General features: G+C 49.7%; 23 protein-coding genes and 3 pseudogenes. 2 read left to right on the forward strand and 24 right to left on the reverse strand.

Features of this window, described 5'->3' with window-relative positions:
• Window positions 1–359: PrgI family protein (locus WMO20_RS06705; RefSeq protein ID WP_349186208.1), on the reverse strand; the 359-nt coding region annotated here is incomplete at its 3' end.
• 15 nt (window positions 360–374) lie between these two features.
• Window positions 375–1241: a VirB6/TrbL-like conjugal transfer protein, CD1112 family gene (locus tag WMO20_RS06710; protein ID WP_120020536.1), complete on the reverse strand. Its 867-nt coding sequence runs from the start codon at window positions 1239–1241 to the stop codon at window positions 375–377.
• Between WMO20_RS06710 and WMO20_RS06715 the strand changes: the two genes are divergently transcribed.
• On the forward strand, window positions 1180–1350 hold the full coding sequence (locus tag WMO20_RS06715; protein WP_349186209.1) for a hypothetical protein: 171 nt from the start codon (window positions 1180–1182) through the stop codon (window positions 1348–1350). The genes WMO20_RS06710 and WMO20_RS06715 overlap by 62 nt on opposite strands.
• A gap of 118 nt (window positions 1351–1468) precedes the next feature.
• Here the strand turns inward: WMO20_RS06715 and WMO20_RS06720 are convergent.
• The 22 genes and pseudogenes from WMO20_RS06720 to WMO20_RS06825 all read right to left on the reverse strand — a co-directional run.
• Window positions 1469–1561: pseudogene (locus WMO20_RS06720) on the reverse strand (Maff2 family mobile element protein); the annotation flags it as partial.
• 90 nt (window positions 1562–1651) lie between these two features.
• The gene (locus tag WMO20_RS06725) at window positions 1652–3262 is read right to left on the reverse strand and encodes a recombinase family protein (RefSeq protein ID WP_349186210.1); all 1611 of its coding nucleotides are present in this window, start codon (window positions 3260–3262) and stop codon (window positions 1652–1654) included.
• 111 nt (window positions 3263–3373) lie between these two features.
• Window positions 3374–3562 (reverse strand): transposon-encoded TnpW family protein, encoded by a 189-nt coding sequence (locus tag WMO20_RS06730; protein WP_002569233.1) that lies wholly within the window; start codon window positions 3560–3562, stop codon window positions 3374–3376.
• Window positions 3559–4416, reverse strand: coding sequence for an ATP-binding protein (locus tag WMO20_RS06735; RefSeq protein ID WP_004612252.1), 858 nt, complete (start codon window positions 4414–4416; stop codon window positions 3559–3561). The genes WMO20_RS06730 and WMO20_RS06735 overlap by 4 nt, the downstream gene beginning before the upstream one ends.
• Window positions 4413–5153: a phage replisome organizer N-terminal domain-containing protein gene (locus tag WMO20_RS06740; protein ID WP_349186211.1), complete on the reverse strand. Its 741-nt coding sequence runs from the start codon at window positions 5151–5153 to the stop codon at window positions 4413–4415. The genes WMO20_RS06735 and WMO20_RS06740 overlap by 4 nt, the downstream gene beginning before the upstream one ends.
• Entirely contained in the window at window positions 5143–5355 is a 213-nt protein-coding gene (locus tag WMO20_RS06745) for a hypothetical protein (RefSeq protein WP_082425188.1), read from the reverse strand. Before WMO20_RS06745 ends, WMO20_RS06740 begins: the two co-directional genes overlap by 11 nt.
• A gap of 184 nt (window positions 5356–5539) precedes the next feature.
• A complete protein-coding gene (locus tag WMO20_RS06750; protein ID WP_349186212.1) occupies window positions 5540–7162 on the reverse strand; it encodes a relaxase/mobilization nuclease domain-containing protein in 1623 nt (540 codons plus the stop codon).
• Window positions 7134–7532 carry a plasmid mobilization protein gene (locus tag WMO20_RS06755; protein ID WP_314856985.1) on the reverse strand — a complete coding sequence of 133 codons (399 nt, stop codon included), beginning with the start codon at window positions 7530–7532 and terminating at the stop codon, window positions 7134–7136. The genes WMO20_RS06750 and WMO20_RS06755 overlap by 29 nt, the downstream gene beginning before the upstream one ends.
• A gap of 582 nt (window positions 7533–8114) precedes the next feature.
• Window positions 8115–8315 (reverse strand): helix-turn-helix domain-containing protein, encoded by a 201-nt coding sequence (locus tag WMO20_RS06760; protein ID WP_349186213.1) that lies wholly within the window; start codon window positions 8313–8315, stop codon window positions 8115–8117.
• Window positions 8308–8751, reverse strand: a complete 444-nt coding sequence (locus WMO20_RS06765; RefSeq protein ID WP_007054578.1) for an RNA polymerase sigma factor — start codon at window positions 8749–8751, stop codon at window positions 8308–8310. The genes WMO20_RS06760 and WMO20_RS06765 overlap by 8 nt, the downstream gene beginning before the upstream one ends.
• Before the next feature lie 160 nt (window positions 8752–8911).
• A pseudogene (locus tag WMO20_RS06770) lies at window positions 8912–9316 on the reverse strand (helix-turn-helix domain-containing protein); the annotation flags it as partial.
• 142 nt (window positions 9317–9458) lie between these two features.
• A complete protein-coding gene (locus WMO20_RS06775) occupies window positions 9459–9659 on the reverse strand; it encodes a helix-turn-helix transcriptional regulator (RefSeq protein ID WP_032747079.1) in 201 nt (66 codons plus the stop codon).
• A 2-nt stretch (window positions 9660–9661) separates the two neighbouring features.
• Entirely contained in the window at window positions 9662–10327 is a 666-nt protein-coding gene (locus WMO20_RS06780) for a DUF2178 domain-containing protein (protein ID WP_050540877.1), read from the reverse strand.
• Between the two features lie 226 nt (window positions 10328–10553).
• Window positions 10554–10682, reverse strand: a pseudogene (locus tag WMO20_RS06785) (Maff2 family mobile element protein); the annotation flags it as partial.
• A 137-nt stretch (window positions 10683–10819) separates the two neighbouring features.
• Entirely contained in the window at window positions 10820–12601 is a 1782-nt protein-coding gene (locus tag WMO20_RS06790; protein WP_349186214.1) for a VirD4-like conjugal transfer protein, CD1115 family, read from the reverse strand.
• Window positions 12598–13056, reverse strand: coding sequence for a PcfB family protein (locus WMO20_RS06795; RefSeq protein WP_349186215.1), 459 nt, complete (start codon window positions 13054–13056; stop codon window positions 12598–12600). Before WMO20_RS06795 ends, WMO20_RS06790 begins: the two co-directional genes overlap by 4 nt.
• A gap of 30 nt (window positions 13057–13086) precedes the next feature.
• Complete coding sequence (locus WMO20_RS06800; RefSeq protein WP_120020532.1) at window positions 13087–13707, reverse strand: DUF3846 domain-containing protein; 621 nt, start codon at window positions 13705–13707, stop codon at window positions 13087–13089.
• 8 nt (window positions 13708–13715) lie between these two features.
• The gene (locus tag WMO20_RS06805; protein ID WP_120020531.1) at window positions 13716–14138 is read right to left on the reverse strand and encodes a hypothetical protein; all 423 of its coding nucleotides are present in this window, start codon (window positions 14136–14138) and stop codon (window positions 13716–13718) included.
• A gap of 61 nt (window positions 14139–14199) precedes the next feature.
• Complete coding sequence (locus WMO20_RS06810; protein WP_120020530.1) at window positions 14200–15129, reverse strand: ParB/RepB/Spo0J family partition protein; 930 nt, start codon at window positions 15127–15129, stop codon at window positions 14200–14202.
• Window positions 15086–15949, reverse strand: coding sequence for a ParA family protein (locus tag WMO20_RS06815; protein WP_120020529.1), 864 nt, complete (start codon window positions 15947–15949; stop codon window positions 15086–15088). Before WMO20_RS06815 ends, WMO20_RS06810 begins: the two co-directional genes overlap by 44 nt.
• A complete protein-coding gene (locus WMO20_RS06820) occupies window positions 15918–16796 on the reverse strand; it encodes a DUF6017 domain-containing protein (RefSeq protein WP_120020528.1) in 879 nt (292 codons plus the stop codon). Before WMO20_RS06820 ends, WMO20_RS06815 begins: the two co-directional genes overlap by 32 nt.
• 129 nt (window positions 16797–16925) lie before the next feature.
• The gene (locus WMO20_RS06825; protein ID WP_165853682.1) at window positions 16926–17141 is read right to left on the reverse strand and encodes a helix-turn-helix domain-containing protein; all 216 of its coding nucleotides are present in this window, start codon (window positions 17139–17141) and stop codon (window positions 16926–16928) included.
• Between the two features lie 324 nt (window positions 17142–17465).
• On the opposite strand from WMO20_RS06825, the gene WMO20_RS06830 reads away from it, so the two are divergent.
• Window positions 17466–17795 (forward strand): hypothetical protein, encoded by a 330-nt coding sequence (locus WMO20_RS06830; RefSeq protein ID WP_349186216.1) that lies wholly within the window; start codon window positions 17466–17468, stop codon window positions 17793–17795.
• Window positions 17796–17943 lie beyond the last annotated feature (148 nt).

The following is a 17943-nucleotide window of genomic DNA, read 5'->3' on the forward strand; positions in this document are numbered from 1 at the left end:
TCTTTTTCAGAAACGGAATCATGGGCGTCATCTCCCTTCACAAGCAGTGCATAGTAATTGCGGGTCTGGTACGGACGTACTTTCGGGCGGATGAACCGTGCCTGAATGTAGTACATCAGGATTTTTTCAGCGGGCTGGCCGTTTTTCTGGTACATAGCCAGAAAGAACATGGGCAGCATGACTGCCATCATACCGAGGGTCGCACCGGTATTGCCTGCGGTATCCCGCAGAACAAAAAACAGCGGCACCCCTACAACTGCCGCTGCACCGAAACAAACAAGCTGCCGTGCGGTCAGATTGAACGCCACTTTGGATTTCACCTTGCTGAAATCGCGCGGAGCAGAAATATAAGCTGCCAAAATTTCACCTCCGAATCAATGGGCACCCAGCAGAGTTTTTGCAACAGAACTGGTCTTGAACAGTGAGAAGCAGAGCAGTACGGTGTATCCCACAATTGACCAGATGGAGCCAATGGCATCACCGGAAATGGCAATGTTTTGGATCAATACGGCATAGATGGCAACACAGATGAGAATCAGGAAGCCCTGAAAGCCCAGCGCAAACAGGGATTTCAGGTAATTCTGTCCGACATGGCTCTGCTCATGGTTGCCCCATGTGGCCATAGGCACTGGGGCCAGACTGACCATCATATAGATCTCAATCATTCTTCCGTACACGATTACAAAAATCACGATGGACAGGATGCGCATGGTAATGCCGATCAGAAAACTTTGCAGGAACAAGCCGAACAGTGGGCCGACATCCATGCTCATCATACTGCTTTCCAGCATCGACAAGCCAATGTCGTTGACCCTCGTATTGCCGCTGATGATGCCGCTGGAATTTGCCACGACCTGCTGGGTTACATCAAATACGGCCATGATGATGTCAAAAGTGTTTGAAATCATCCAGACCGAAATGGCAGTCTTAAAAATCCATTTTAGAATCAATGCTGGTTCAAACTGCGCCATGTTGTTATGCTCTGTAATCATCTGAACCAGTTCGTAACAGGCAATGAAGGTCAGGATGATGCCTGCGATGGGCAGAACCACATTACGGGATAGTGCCTCGATCATGGCAAAAACACGCGGCTCAAAATTGGATGGTTTGGTGCCGACCTGCTGTGCAATGCTGCCTACTTGGGTGTTGACATCATCGAACAGGCCGCTGAGATTGGACATGATGGCTGCTGTCAGCAACGATTTGATCCAATCCGAGATCGCCTTGAGAACTGTTTCCACTCAGAGCCACCACCCATCAGGAAAAATGATTGATCAAATTTTTGAGCAGGTTGAGCAGAAAGATAATGTTCGTCAGAAGCTGCATAAAAGCACCGTCCTTTCAAAATAAAGGTGAGTATTCGGTTTGCAATGCGCTTCCTTATTATAATAAGAAGCCGTTTGCCACGGTGGGGCTGGAAGCTGCTTGCAAGTAATATGTAAGGGCAGCAAATGCCGCCCAAAAAAGATCAGCCGAACAGACCGGACAGCAGGGGTACCAGAGTGATGCCAATCAGGGCCACGCCGCCGCCAGCCATCAGCTGCTTCATGCCCTGACTCTTTACTGATGTGTGATAAAGAAGTAATAGAAGTGTAAAAAATTTTGCCGTTCCTATCCGGCACTTGCGCATTGTGTCGGATAGGTCGGGCGGTTATTCGGGCAAGTCCACCTTGCCAACAAAAGAATAATAAATCTCAATGTCCTGTCTGCGGGTCTTGTTCTCGTCATAGCTGCACTCATGCACAACGATTTTCTCTACAAACTCCCGCAGCAGAGTAGGGGTAAGTTCTTCAAAGCTGGTATGCCGCCGGACAACATTCATAAACTTTTCTGCGTTCACGGTGGCTTCCTGTGCTTTGGAAAGCTCCGCTTGGATAGCAGCGGCTCTTTCTTTCAGCTCCCGTTGTTCTGCTTCATAGTCTGCCGACAGTTCTGTGAAACGCTCGTCTGATATGCGCCCGGTCACGCTGTCCTCATACAGCCGCTTGAAGATAGCGGATAACTCGGCTATGCGTTTCTCGGCGGCTTCCAGTTCCTTTTTCTTGGCGGCGTTCCTGCGTTTGCCCCCGTCCTCGTTCTGCTCAATCAAGAGTTTCATAAACCGGGCTTCATGCTTTGCCGCATAGCTGGTCACTTTCCGCAGATTGGAGAGTACACCAGCGGTCAAGAGGTCGGTGCGGATAAAGTGCGCCGTACAGTCATGGGTGCGTTTCTTGTAGTTGCCGCAGATATAACAGTCCTGCTTGCGCTTGTCCGTCTGGTATCGCTGCCGATACATCACGCTGCCGCAGTCCGCACAGAACAGTATGCCGGAGAACAAACCCACTTCATCATAGCGGTTTGGGCGTTTGCGCTGTTTGCGAAGCTCCTGCACCCGTTCCCATGTTTGGGTGTCTATGATAGGCTCGTGGTGGTTCTCGAAAATCACTTGCTTTTCCGGGGGATTTTCTACACTGTGCTTGACTTTGTAAGAAAGTTTTTCTGTCTTGAAATTTACCAGACAGCCTGTGTATTCCCGGTTTTCAAGGATATGCACTACGGTATTGGTCGCCCACTTGCACTCATAGCCGGGGTGGTAGCGGCGGGTGCTGCCCGTCCTGCGGTATTCAAGCGTTCCCGGCGTGGGGATTTGCTGCTCTGTGAGCATACGGGCTATCTTGGTCGGACCATTCCCGGCAAGACAGAGGTTGTATATCTGCTTGACTACGGGTGCAGCTTCCTCGTCAATGATGAAATTTTCGTCCTCGTCCATGAGGTAGCCATACACAGGCTTGCTTGTGATGGGCTTGCCACTCATGCCTTTTGAGCGTTTTACCGCCCGTATTTTCTTGCTCGTATCTCTCACCAGCCATTCGTTAAAGATATTCCGCAGCGGGGCAAAGTCATTGTCGCCCTGTGCGCTGTCCACTCCGTCATTGATAGCGATGAAGCGGACGCCTTTCTGTGGGAAAATCATTTCCGTGTACATTCCCACTTGCAGGTAGTTTCGCCCTAACCTCGACATATCCTTTACGATAACTGTCCCGACTTTTCCGGCTTCAATGTCCGCAAGCATGGCTTGAAAACCGGGTCTTTGAAAGTTCGCACCAGAATAACCGTCGTCCGTGTACCAGCGCAGATTGGAAAAGCCGTTCTGCTTCGCATAGGTTTCAAGGATACGCTTCTGATTGGAAATGGAATTGCTCTCGCCTTGCAGCTCGTCCTCATGGGAAAGTCTTGGGTAAAGGGCGGTAATTGGTTGTTGGTTGGTCTGTCTTAACATAAAAGCCTCCGTTTCCGACAGCCAGCCCCACTATTCCGTACCTTGATTGTACCACATGGGGCGGCTGTCTGTATAGCGGCAAAAGCGTCAAATCTGCTTCTTTATGGTCGGTCAAATCGCCGTTTTTTGTGTAGCAGCTTCCGCTTCCAGCACTTTCATCATCTTGTCGGCTGCGGTGTCGGTTGCGCCCTGCTTGAAGAAGCCGGAAACGGTAAGGACGGAGTTGCCCATGCGGATTTCCGTCACACAGTCCGGGCGGCGGTCTGTTTTGGTGGTGCTTGTCTGTTTGGTTTCTGTCATAGGCTCTCCTTTCGCTGCTTTATCAGTTGCTTTAATCGTTCCAGCTTTTCCTGTGCGGTTTCCTTTCGGAAGTTGCTGCCCGTGAAGCGGACGGGGGCGCACATGGAAGTCAGCCTGTCATAGATACGGGCGTGGGGCGTGTCCTGCGGGTGCTGCAATTCCTCCAGCGTGAGGTTGGTCGTGGCGATCAGCGGCTTGCCGCTTCGGTAACGGCTGTCAATCACGCTGTAAACCTGTTCCAGCCCGTACTCTGTTCCTCGCTCCATACCAAAATCATCAAGTATCAGCAGAGGGTAGCTGCAAAGGCGGGAAATATATTCGTTCCTGCCCTCAAAGCTGGCGGCAAGGTCATTGAGTATCGTTGCAAAATTTGTCATGCGAACGGCAACCTCTTTTTCCATAAGGGCGTTGGCGATACAGGCGGCAAGGTAGCTTTTTCCTGTCCCCACGCCGCCCCAAAACAGGTAGCCGATATTTTCAGCCTGCATGGTTTCCCAACTCTCCACATAAAAGCGGGCGGTTTCGGTCTGTGGGTTTCTGCCGTTGTCATGCTCAAATGTCCAGTTCCGCATAGCGGGGTCGGTAAAGCCCCGGCGTTTCAAGTCCTCCACTGTTTCAAGGTGCTTCTGTCGGCTTTCAGCGGCTTCCCGCTTTTCACGGGCTGCCCGGTGGCAGTCGCACTCTGCCGGGTGTCGGTCATGCCCTAACCATTGGGCGGTTTCTTTTGAAAAGTATGCTTCTTTTGGCGTATGGCACTTGCCGCAGTATAAAAGCCCGTCCTCGCCTGTGTAGTCCTCTGCTTCGGCGGTAGTGGCTGTAATGTCCGTAATCATAGCTTCAATCTCGTTTTTCATAAGCTCTCGCCCTCCTTGCATGAATAATCGGGTATGCCCTGTTTCGGGGCAGCCTTGCCTTTGGCAGCGTCCTCCTGCGCCCACTTGTAAATGGTGGCTGCATGGCTGTGGTACTGCTTCCCGGTGGAAGCGATATGGCAGGAAAGCCGGTCAATATAATACTCCCACTTGTCGGTCAGCTCTGTTTTCAGCCCGGAAAGCTCTGTATCGGTCAGTATTACATTGTTGTATCTGCCATAAGCAGCGGGGACGGGGTGTCCCGTTTCTCCCTCTCTCTCTTTTTCCTCTTTCTCTAACTCTATCTCTATCTCTGGTGGACGAATGTCGGACAAATGTCCGCCTTTTGTCCGGGGCGGTAAAAGTGCCTTGTTTTCCAGCCTTGCAGCCCGTTTTCGCTCGGCTTCGGTAGAGGACTGTCCTATCATCAGCTCAATGTCGGTCATATAGAAAGCCCCGCTGTCAAGCTGCTCCACAAGCCCCAACTGCCGGAAAATCTCTAAAGCCCTCTCAACTGTCCCTATCTGGTGGCGGGTCAGTGTCGCTATCATCTGCGCTGTGTAGGGGATATGCTCGTCAAGCTGCAACTTCCCGCCGTTTTTCAGCGATTTTAAGTACAGCTTCAAGAGAATATTGGAATATAAAATCCCGTCTTTCATATCTTCCAGCAGTACAATGGAGTCGCTGTCAAAAAAGTTCTCTTTCAGCTTGAGGTAGTAATACTTGCGGTTATCTGCCATTGTCCCTGTCCTCCTTTTTCCGGCGTTTGGAGTAGTAGCGGGGGCAGAGTATGATAACCACCCGGAAGCTCTGCTTGCAGCTATGGGTACAGCTCCGGCAGAGGTCGTTGTATGTGATACGGTCGCAGGTGGCATTCCCGACTTTCACTTGCCGCAGGAAAAAAGACCATTCCAGCCGCCGTTTCTTGCTCATTCTTGGCATGGGTGCGCTCCTTTCTGCCGTTTCCGCTGGTGTGGCGGTATCGGCGGTAATTCTGTATCATCTCGGTATCATTTTCGGGGTTTTTCTGCCCTGTAAGCCCGTTAAAAAATCCTTTGGTATTGGGGATAGGGTACGGGGCAGCCCCCTTGTTCTGTATGGGTTCGGGTACATTTTGGGGTGGTTTTTATCGCTCCTGTTCCTGCCTTTTCACAGGCTTGCGCTCCCGGCGTAAAATCTGGTCGATATTGCCCTTGACGGTCTGTAAGCGGCGGTATTCCTCCCGTTTTTCCCGGTAATCGTTGTAGCCGCTGTTTTTCTCTTTGATAAGGGTTTCAATCTCTGCTTGCAGGGCTTTATAGCTTGGCAGCTTGGAAATGCCGTTCTCCCTAAAATAACGGGCGGCTGCGTCTGCTATGATAAAGTCGCTTTCGTGCTTCTGTCGGTAGGCTGCTTTTGCTTTGGCGTTTTTCTGCTGTTTCAGCCCGTCCCGGACAGGGCGGGTCTTGGAATAGGCAAGCACCTGCCGTTGCAGCTCCTTTTTCCCGTCCAGCGTCTTTTCCACCTGCTTCAGCTCTGTAAGGCTTTCCCGCATGGCGGTATAGGCGGCAGAACAGGCTTCGTCCAGTTCCTCCGGGGAAGAAAAGCCGTACTGCTGGTAGGCGGTAACGGTAGCTGCCATTTGCTTTAGGTTGTGCTTTGCCGCCCAGCGGTCATAGCCCACGCCCTTGCCCTCGGCTCGCTTGGCTTCCCGGTCAACCATGCGCTGCAAGGTGTTGTCTGCCGGGGTGGTTTTTGTGGTTTTTTCCCCTTGTGACGGCTTTTTAACTGCGGCAGGGTATTCGGGTATGGCTTTGGTCTGTTCGGCGGCTCTGCGGGCGTTCTGTGTAAGCAGGGCAAGGACAGTAGCCTTGTCAAAATCGTCCCCCAGCTTCCGGGCTGTGATAGGCTTTGTCCTGTCCGGCGTGAGGTAGGAAAGCCGCCCCCGGCTCTCCTTGACAGTCACACCCTCACGCAGCAAAAGGGAAGAAAACTCGTCAAAGCTGGTAGCTTGGGAAAGTGCCTGCCGTATCGTCCGGCGCAGCTTCGCCTTGTCCGTTTCAAACTTGGTGGGCTTGGTCGGCTGTCCGGCGGCTTCTCTGGCGGCGTTCTCTTTATCAAGGGCAAGCTGCCCTTTCTTTGCCGCCCAGAATTCCCGTTCCGTTATCCGTTCCTTGCTGCCGCTTAGGAGGTCGATTTGGTAAAGCCCCTCCCGGTGGCACATCTCCATGACTTCACTCTTGAAATATTCCATAGCGGCGTTGGTGCAGCGGTGCTTGCAGCCCTCCCGTGTATCGGCTGGTCTGTCCATGTAGGGCAGAAGCGGGACTTCATAAATCCGCAGGGAGTTGATGACGATATGCACATGGATATTGCCGCTGTGGTTATGCCCGTCCGGGTGGGTGCAGATTAGGGCTTGGTGTCCGGGAAAATGCTCCTTGCAGAACTGCTCGCCCAGCTCCTGCGCCCGGTCTACGGTCAAGCCGTTGTCTGTCCCGTCCCGTGGGTCAAAGCTGATGATATAGTGGTGGCTTTTCACATCTTCCCGTTTTTGGTTTTTCTCATAGCGGAGATTGGCTCGCATACAGGCAACGGCGAAATCATCGCCCCCGCAGTTGAGGGAAGAAATGCGGTAATCCTCTCTCGGTATCAGCCGCCCGTTTTCATCAAGGGTGGGCTTCATGGTAAACTCGTCATGCTCAAATGTGAGGTAGGCTTCCGCCGCGCCATAGTCGGCATTTTTAGAGCTGATATGTTTGAATGTTGCCAACAGCGTCACCCACTTTCTGCAAGACTTCAAACTTTAGGGCAGCAAGGTCGGAAACCGCCGCCCGTACCTCCCCGGCAAGCTGCGGGTAGGGGCTGTGCCACTCGTTCAGCGTCCGGGCTATCTGGTTTAAGTTGCCGCCGATCCTGCCGTATTCGGCGGTCAGCTTCCCGACAGCAGCAAGCAGCTCGTCATTGACGGGGAAAACGGTTATGATGGGGCGTATGGCTGCCCCGGTTATGGCTTGCCGGATAAACTCGGCTTGGCTCATGTTGCAGGCAGAAAGCCTTTCCGCAAACTCGGCATATTCTTCCTCGGTCATGCGTGTCTTGACTACCCGGCTGCGGTGCGGCGTGTTGTATCGTTTTCGCATGGTAAAACCTCCTTTCTGTGCGTGGTGTCCTCTCACTAATAGGAGAAAAACGGGGTGTGAAGCGGAACTGTTTTTGAAAAATCCGAAAAAATATTTTGAGGGATTTTTAAGCGGCGCAAGCCGCATAAGCAGGGTTTGGGGAAGGCACTCCCCAACAAGATTCCCGCAGGGGCAAAATGAGCGAAAAGCGAATTTTGGTACTGCGGTAGAATCTTGCTCTAAGAAACTGCCGGACTGCCGTTCACTTGCTACTGCCACTTTTTCGGGAAATCTATAACCAGCTTTTTTATAAAAGGCTGCGGGCGGCGTTCTCCCCTTACTCCCTACAACACCGCAAAAAGCAAAAATGACGGACTTTCCGGCAAGAACTTTTCCTGCGGCGTGGTCTTTCCCGACAATAAGGCGTTTTGGAAACTGTGTTTTGCTCGCCGTCTGAAAAAAACGGCAATCTTTTTTGGCTTCACTGTCTAATACGGAACATTTGGAAATTTGCCAAAAATGGGCGCAAAAAAAGCAGCAAATCTTTTTCGGATTTACTGCTTCATGTGCCGCTGCGGGGCGGCGGGATATTCAGTTTTTATGTTATCGGTCAAGCCGAAACTTGAACAGGCTTTCAATCAGCTTTGTTCTGATGTAGCCCTCCATATCAGAGTTATAATAACCGTTCATGTTGGAGAAGTAGCGGATATATCCAGCGTATCGGTCAAGGACGGCTTGTATCGCTATGGGGTCGCCCTCATGTGCCTTTATGATAGTGTCATAGGGGAGAAGTCGGTTACTCATGGGACAACACCTCCATTTCCTCTTTCAGCCGCTTCAAGGCAAGCTGAATATGCCGCCCGATTGTGCTGCGTGTCCAGCCGCTTTGTTCTCCGATTTCTTTCTGTGTCAAGTGCTGGAAGTAATATAAAAAGATTTCCTCTTGTGTCTGTTCCGGCAGCCCGGCAAGAGCCGCCGCAAGGGAACAGCTATCTAAAAATATCGTCTGCCCCCGGACAGAAAACAGATAAGTTTCGCCATAGTCCGGCACTTGAAAATACTCGTCTGTGGTGCTTAGTGGGACAAACTTTTCTTCGGTCAAATATTCAAGAGAGATTTCCCGTCTCCACCTCGCCGCCAGCATACGGGCAGCGTCAAAGGACGCATGGCGAATAACAATCCGGCAATAGGTATCATGGGTATAGCGGATATGTTCTTGATAGGCTTCCTGTTCGGTCATGGAAAATCCCCCTTTCTTCAATTATGGGAAAGGGCGGCAGCATTTTCTGCTGTCGCCCCTTGATTACCCACCGGCAAGGACAGGCGGGGCTGTCAACGGTGGGTGCAGCCCATTTACTTGCCGTTGACTGGCTCGGCTGGTTTTGCTATTTTTAGCGACTTCATTCATCTATGCTTATCGTTTCATCACTTATTGCTAGCGGGTTATTCTGGGTATTGCTGTTGAGGTCTGGAACGCTGAAAAAGACAGCAATAAAAATATTCACAAGAACGATTACTGCTAATATAATGGCAACAATTTTCCAGATACGACATGAGCGGCGGTTCTTGATTGCCAGTTGCTCGTTTATTCTGGATAGTTGTTCGGCAACATCACTGGCGACATTTTCATTTTCAATTTTCGTACCCAGCAATTCACTGACAGATACCTCTAATATTTCAGCCAGACGAATAAGAGTATCAGCGTCGGGAACGGACAAATTTTTCTCCCATTTGGAGATAGTCTGTCTGACTACATGAAGTCTGGTTGCTAATTCTTCCTGTGAAAAGCCTTTCTGTTTTCTGAGAGTTTTTAGATTTCATAGAAACATGATGCGTTCCACTCCTTTGTCTTGGTAAATCAAAAATAGCATGATAGCTGCTATGCGGCAAGCAATGCAGATTAACATTAGCGCAACTGCCTATAAAATAAGCATAATTCCGCACAAATCACTTGAAAACGAATATTTCTTCAATCGGTGCTTCAACAACTCTTGAAATATCAATCGCCAGTTTAAGTGAGGGATTGTATTGTGCCTTTTCCAGCCGCATAATTGTTTCTCGCCGCACGCCTACCTGTGCCGCTAACTGCTCTTGTGTCAAATCCTTTAATAGCCTGTACTTTTTTAATCTACATTCAAAATCCGGCACGCTTATTCCTCGCTTTCATCAAACTGTTCATCGTTATCATAATGATATAGCAGATATTCGCTAAGGAATATTTCAAGTGCTATGGAGAGAGCTATAACAATAACAAGAGCAATTAAGGTATATTCAAGGTTATCCATGAGCTTTCCCTGTCCCAAAATGAGTATTGCAAGAAAAATAATGGACAGAGAAGTTTTGTTCGCTACACTTTGCGCTTTCATTTTGTTTTCTTTGTATCGTTCATCTATAAGAGTATTTGACATTTTTCCCTCATAGAAAAATCCGAAAAAGCCGAAAAACAGGAAAAACACAAAAGGAAAAATTGTCTTGTCAACGCTGTAAGTCCAAAATCCCAAAAATCCGGCAAATCCTAATAAACCTAAAAAACCCAGTTTTGGATTTATTGTTCTGGTGGATTGCAAGGTTAATTCCCTACGCCTGTTTGTTTTAATAGATTCCAAAAACAACACAACAATATTCACAATATACAAGGTAAGAAGTACGCCGGAAATAATCATAGGCAGGTCTTGCACTCTGAAAACATATTCAGATAAATCCATAGGCACAATAAACCTTGAATTGTTAAATGCTATCGTGTACCATGAAGATATTGCTACCAGCAGAGCGCATATCACGCCCAGGCAAATTGTGAGTTTCGTTCTTTTTTTCATAATGGTGTCCTCCAATGAGATGTATTTGTCGCTTGTCGAGATAAATATATCACTTCAAAGGCTGGCTGTCAATAGGAAAGATACAAATACATCACTTTCCCCAAAATGCTTAGAAAGACAAAAGCTGATATAGGAAAATCCCCACATCAGCTTTTCGTATTGGTCTGTGTTTCGGAAATAGTGGCTGCTGTCTATCAAATTATCATTTGTTACTTTACCGCACATGAGCATTGGCAGAGGGGTTATCGCCGCCGTAGCCTTCCATGAGGTTCACGGCACCCCACACGCCCAGACCGGCACCCAGTGCCACGACCAGAGTCTTCAGAACATCCACTGCACTGTTAAAGAATTCCATAGTTTTGATCTCCTTTGTTTTGAAAAAGTGACCCTGCACACTCCTGAAATCTGTTTGTAAAAAGCCGAAAGCCACGGCGAAGGTTGATTTTCTGGCGTACTTTTGGGTCAATGGGTAAAAAATAACCGCTCGTCTTGTCAGGCGGGCGGGAGTGAATCGACATCCACCATGATGAAGGTATCATCCGGGTGGATTTTTTCTTTTCGGTTCAAGAACTTCTCGATATCGAGTGCGTTCTTAGGGTCATAATCGGATGTGTATTTGTAGTTTGGATGCTGCGTCAGGTCATATTTGTCTGAAAGAAAAGGTCTGACACCGCGCAGTTGGAGGATGCACTTGCCGCCATCCAGCACAGCCAGTTCATCGCGGCTCATGAGTTCGTGACCAAGTTTTTGATAGTTGGTGCCATAGCTGGGGCTGTTTCCGCGCGTATCGGAAGTATTAAACCCATCAATTGTTTCCTTGCCGAGTGTTTCGGACAATTCTTTCAAGGTGGTAGGTTCGCTGCCGCCAAGGAAAATCTGAGAATCCATGTTGCCGACAATCGTATCGGCATTATCTTTGTAGATGGCTTTCAACTGGCTGCGGGTCTGCAAAACCAAGCAAGCCGAAATCTCGCGGCTGCGGATGGTGGCTACCAGCTTTTCCAGCTGTGGAATCTGCCCGATGTTGGCACATTCGTCAATCAGGCACCGCACATGGACAGGCAGCTTGCCGCCGTACACATCATCAGCTTTGTCGCATAAGAGGTTGAAAAGCTGGGTGTAGATCATGGAAATCAGGAAGTTGAAGGTGCTGTCCGTATCGCTCATGATAAGGAACAAGGCTGTTTTCCGGTCGCCCAGTTTGTCCAACTCCAATTCATCGTACATGGTGGCGTCCCGGATCTCTTGAATATCAAAGGGCGAGAGGCGGGCACCGCAGGAAATGAGGATGCTCTTGGCGGTCTTACCTGCGGCTAACTTGTAAAGTTTATACTGGCGCACGGCAAAGGAATTGGGCTTTTTCTTGCCTAAATCCTCAAACAGCAGGTCAACCGGATTTTGATAGGTTTCATCGTCCTCGGATACCTGCATGGTGTTGAGCATTTCCAACAGTGTTGCGAAGTTTTGCTCCTCAACCGGGGCTTCATAGTGGAGATATGCGATAAGCGAAACGAGCAAAAGCCGCTCCGCCTTGTCCCAAAATGGGTCGGCTCCCTGACCCTCACCTTTTGTGTTGGTCATCAGTGCGGTCACGAGTTTCAGAACATCCTTTTCACTGTGGATATACGCCATGGGGTTATAGTGCATCGACTTGGAAAAGTTGATTGTGTTGAAGAATTTTAGCTTGTAGCTGTACTTTAACAGGGCCTTACCACATTCAACGCCGACTGTACCTTTCGGGTCGGTGACCACGAATGATACCGGAAAATCTTTGGAATTGCATTGCAGCAGATTCGGTTTCAGGACGAAGCGCGTTTTACCACTGCCAGAACCGCCGACTACCAAAACATTCTTGTTTCTGGCGTTTTTCGGATCGGATGGACGGTTGGACATCATCAGCCGTTCCGTTTTGGTGAGGATAATGTTATCCTCAAATTTTTCGGCCATAAATGGGGCAATGTCCTTGGCATTTCCCCACCGGGCAGAGCCGTACTCCATGCCGTGACGGTACTTCTTAGCGTTTTTGCCTTTCAGGTACACCGCCAGCCGCATCCCGGCACCGCAGCACAGACCAATGAACAAGTCAAACGGATGCAGGCTGGGCAGCGGATTTGCAAATGCAGCCGGGAGCGTTCCCATCAGCGACACGATTTTATCGCCCAGTTCTTCGCCTACGGCCAGCCGCCATGCTTCACCCAGATTGGTGGCCAGCAGGCCAATCATCACATAGGGCAGGTAGAGAGCCAGCAGCTTGGAAAGTTTCTTTTTGCTCATAAGCCACGCTCCTCCTGCTTGTGCCGCACCTTGTCAGGCAGGTTTGCAACGGTCTGCGCCAGATCGTGCAGCTTTGCCAGCACAGAGGGGCGTTTGGTCTTGTCCAAAACTGCCGCTGAATATTCCTTGAAGGCTGCACTCAACGCATCGGTGTCCTGAGCCTTGAAGTAGATCATATAGTGCGGTGGGGTGTAGGACAGGTCTTTCTGGATGGCATAGTCGATGTGATACCGTTTGGCATACTTGTCAAAGTCCTTGATGCCGGTTTTCTGAATCTCGACATTGGTTACACCGCGATTCTGCCGCACCAGCCGTTTCATGGACTGCTTGCCCTGCGAAGCGTGCTTATCGTACTGCCGCAGCAGGAACTGCATCCCATGCAGCAGGGTGCGGGCAGATAGCTTTGTGGTCGAGATGGCAAAGTTGACCGTTTTATGCTCGATTTCTTCCTGCATTGTCACCACCTCCTGTGCAACAAGATGATTTTAACGGTCATGCTCTGCGGGGGGCTTGATGTGGGATTTTTCCTCTGCGGGCTGGACAGCTTCATCCGGGGTGGGCAGAATCACGAGATGACTGCCCAGTTTAACGAAGGTTTCAGGCTGGTGGAAGAACTGCTCATACTTCTGCGCCAGTTCTGGAGAGAGCGAGGCAAAATCTTCCTCACCCAGACCGACTACCAGAAAATTTCCTGCGACCACATCATAGGTCTGGCCGTGTTCATCCCGCAGGGCGCGATTCATGGGCAGACCGAGCAGTTTGCCCTCATCGTTGCACACGATGGCCACCGGGTCAGTAAAAGGATAAGTGGCTGTGATCGTGCCGCCGACGGCATCCTGCAAATCCTTCAGGTCGGTGCCGATGCTGATTTTCTGCGGATACGCACCGGGCTGAACCAGAAGAACATCCAGCTTCTCTTTGTTTTCAGAAAGTTCGTGTTCGCCCACGGTTTTGAAGTCAACGTCGATAAAGTCCTTGGAATCGAGGACATAATCATCGTTGTTCCATGATTCCGTGACCATCCGCTCTGCTTCCTCCTGCGAGGCAGCTTCTACGGATACCGTGCGCTGAAGCGTTTCGGTGATCTCCACATCAAATTTTTTCATAGGCTTCCTCACTCCATGCAGATGCAGGGCAACTTCTGATCGTCAGCCATCAGGGTAATGCTGTGACCTGCCAGATACTTCTGGAAGCGGTAGAGTTCATCCATGGACAGCGAAATAATGTCACCGTCCATGTCGATGCGCATCAGGATGACCGGACCGGTCAGATAGTGCTTGCCGCCCAGTTCCAGCACCTGCGCCGGGTTGTAGCAGAGCATCAGGGTGCTGTCAGGGATGTTGACACAGGCATCATCTTCATCGAAACAGGGCAGGATGTCGGGGGCTTCGTCCAGCGTGATAACGGTAAGTTCCATGTTAGGTGCGATGGCGGCGAGATAGATTTCGCCGTTCTTTCGCCCATCCTCCATGATGGTGAGGACGCGCATATCAATGGTGATTTCTTCAGAACGGATGGTACGGGTAGTGTTGTTCATAGGCTTTTCTCCTTTATTTGCAAAAGAAAAAGACCCAATCGGGTCTTTCAGTACGGTATGGTCAGCGTTCGTTCTCACGCTGCTGTTTGCGCTGCCAGCGTTCCAGCAGCATGATGATGGTATCTTCCATCTGCTTTGGCGTGTAGTTACGGGGAAAGTATTTCCGCAAGGTGTCATTTTTGATAATCACCTTATCCAGTTCGTCTTTTTTCGGCTCGCCCATCACAGCAAAGGCAACGTCATACGAGAAATGTCCTTCCTGTGCCAGCTTTTTAAGCCGCTGTGCCTGTGAGAGTGATGGGAAGTTCTGCGTATCGTTCATGGCTTCTAAAAAATCCCGCTGTTGGGCTTCGTCCAGATAGGACAATTCCACAGCGGGATTGAACGAAATTTTCTTTTCATCTACTATGTCAAGTAGTTCCGGGATAAGATTGGTCAGACGGATGAAACGTTGAATCTGATTGCGACTTTCACCAAGTTCTTCGGCCATGATTTGGTCGGAACGTTTTTGTGTCCCAATTTGGGACACATTTTCTTTTGACGGTCTACCGCTAGTTCTTTTCATGGCTTCCAACTTCATCTTGTACGCAAAAGCCCTTTCGCTGGGCAAAATGCTCTCGCGCTGGAGATTGCTGTCCACCATGAGCAGGATGGCGGCATCATCATCCATTTCTCGGACAATGACAGGAAGTGTGTCCAGCCCGGCAAGCTGAGCAGCGTGCTGGCGGCGGTGGCCGGAGATGATTTCATAACCACCCTCTGGTCGGGGCCGGGCAATAAGCGGCGAAAGTACTCCGTACTGTTCAACGCTTTCCACAGTGCGCTGCATGGATTCATCGTCCAGCACCTTAAAAGGATGGTTCTTGAACGGAAACAGTTCTGCAAGGGGAATTTGTTGCACCTGCTCCCACTTTTCCTCCTGCCGGGATTCTTCGGTGGAGAAGATGTCATCTGCTGCTTTCAGTGACACGTTTAAGCTGCTTTTCGGCATCGGCCAGCACCTCCTTCGTCAGAGATTGATAGGCTTCCGCTACTTTACCCTTTGGGTCATAGGTGAAAATGCTTTCGCCGGTCGTGCTGATTTCAGCAGCACGGACAGAGCGTGGAATGGTTGGCTCAAATACCTTGATTTTTCCGCCATAGGCTTGGCGGATCAGATTACTGATTTGCTTGTCGTAAGTGGTGCGGCTGTCTGTCATGGTCAGCAGGATGCCCTCGATTTTTAAGTGAGGGTTTATCTGTCGCCTGACTTTCTGGACGGTCTGGAGCAGTTGCTCCAAACCTTTAACCGGAAGATACTGCGCCTGCACCGGAATCAATGTCGTATCTGCCGCAGCTAAGGCATTGACCGTCAACATACCGAGGGAAGGAGTGCAGTCAATCAGGATATAGTCGTACTCGCGTTTTGCGCTTTCCAGCACCTGCTTCAGCATCTTCTCCCGGTTCATGGTATTGACAAGGGATACTTCCAGACCTGCCAGCTCGATGTTGGCAGGAATCAGATCAACCCCTTCATCATGGTGCAGGACACCTTCACCGGGCAGAATACTCTGGTCGTTCATGGCTTTTGCCATCAGGGTGGAAAGGGTAGTGGGCAGCTCATCGGGCTGCTGCCAACCCATGCTGATGGTCAAGCTGCCCTGCGGGTCAGCATCCACTAGCAGAACTTTTTTGCCCTCGGCAGCAAGGCCGATGCCCAAATTTTCGCAGGTCGTGGTCTTGCCGGTGCCGCCTTTCTGGTTGACAATGGCAATCGTGGTACATTTCTTTGCGATAAAATCACCCCCTTTGGGAACCGTGCGCAAAGTCATGGTTCGTTCGATTTTGATAGGTCAGCTGCATCGTGGTCGGTGCGTTGTACAGAGAAGCGAGCAGATATTGTTTCATGTTTCGGATCGGGCTGCTGTTCTCTGCAAGGCACTTCAACACAAATTGGATGTGGTCGGCGTTCAGCTTCATAAAGCGGCTGCGCACGACTTCGGCGGGCTTATCGTCCCCAGCAATGCGCAGCATCTTGCGATTGGTGGCGCAGGTGTCCACCAGCAAATCTACGATCTGATAGAGGGTGTCCTCATCGTCCGGGCAGAGCCGGAGCAGAGTGTCCACCTCCAAAGACTGTGAAAAATATTCTTCCAGTTGTTCGCGTTTGCTCATCCCATCCTCTTCTTCCGAATAGAAAGGATAAGTTTCACTCTTTTCAGTATTATTTTCATCAGTCTTATTACATCGTGATTTTGCAGGGTCTTGACTTGCGCTTTTGAAGCCTCCAGAATCGTGAAAATCACGATTCTGGAATATTGATTTTGACGATTCTGCCGAAAAGTTTTTCACATACACCAAACTTGGCTTGCCCAAACCTCTGCGTTTTCGTTCAATCAAACCAAATTCTTCAAGTTCCCGCAGCAGCTTGGTCGCTTTGTTGTCTGCGCAACACAACGCCCTCTTGACATCCTCAATCGTGAAGATGATGAACACCAGGCCCTGCTCGTCCAGCCAGCCATTTTTAGCAGACAGGCTCATGCGGTCGAGCAGAATACCGTACAGTGTTTTGGCATCGGTTGACAAGTTCTGGAATCGTGGTTCCTGAAACAGTGCTTTGGGGATGCGGTAGAATGAGAAAAGTTCTCCGGCCTGTCCATAGAAGTAATCAAGGGTCATGCTGATTTTTCAACGGTGTGTCCTTTTTAATGTTCAAAATAAGACCTCCTATCTTTTGGGAGTAAATAAAAACAGCACACTATTTTTGTTGAAAAAGTAGTGTGCTGTGCGGTACAATATTCGATATGATTAGTCATCCAAAAGATAATCGATGAGATATTCTTTAGGAATCATGAAAGATCGGCCAACTTTCAGGCAGCGAATCCTGTGCTGATGCACCCGCCGTATCACGGCAGTCTGGCTTTTGAAGCCTAATAATTTTGTTGCATCCTCCACGGTAAGAACATCGGGATAGTTTGCAAACATTTTCTCGTAAAGTTCTTTTGCTTGAATTTTATTCATCATCCTTGACTTTCCTTTCATTTTGTGCCTAAGCAGAGGGGCGTTTAGCTCTGCATCCCTCCTAAATATCCCTCCAATTTTCTTTTGGACGTTCCAAATTGAAAAACCGGGATAGAGGGAAAAACAATCGAAAAGTCGTAAGTTTGGGCGAAAACATAGCGCAGATGCGCTAAAAAACATTTTTTGCGCCGGGAACTAGATATCGCCAGATATCACTGGATGGCACCAGATGGAAGATGAGTATAAAAACTCAAAATCCCTTGTGCTAATAACACGTGTGGGTTCGACCCCCACCACCGGCATAAAAAGGAAACTCCCCCAGACAAGTTGGTGGAGTTTCCTTTTTTATCTGCGGCGTGTGAGCGGGTCGAACAGCACTGCACACTCTCCCAAAAGAAGCGTCCCGATTTTGTCGGGACGCTTCTTTTTTATATGCGGTACATCCTGCGTGCGCCGGCAGTTCTGTTCCGCCTTATTCCGCCCTTGCAGGGAGTGTTTTTTGCCGCCCGTATTTATAGCCGCAGTGCCGCCCGGCATTTCCGGAAACGACCGCCTGTTTTGCCGAAAGGTCGTACTATACCCGAGAAAAAAGCATCAAAACCCTGCTCCGACCATTTATTCCACCGTTTCTTACCGATTTTACAATGTTTTTTATGAAAAAGGCTTTACAAATGAATTTCAAAAACATATTATATAATTATAAACTCAGCTTCTTTATGCAAACGTTTTCATATCGGTTCGTATGGGGCAGACAGGCGTGCGCTTTCCGCACCGCTTCTGCCTTACGATAGATCCATTGGAGCCC

Source organism: Faecalibacterium intestinale (assembly GCF_040096575.1).
Lineage (GTDB): Bacteria > Bacillota > Clostridia > Oscillospirales > Ruminococcaceae > Faecalibacterium > Faecalibacterium intestinale.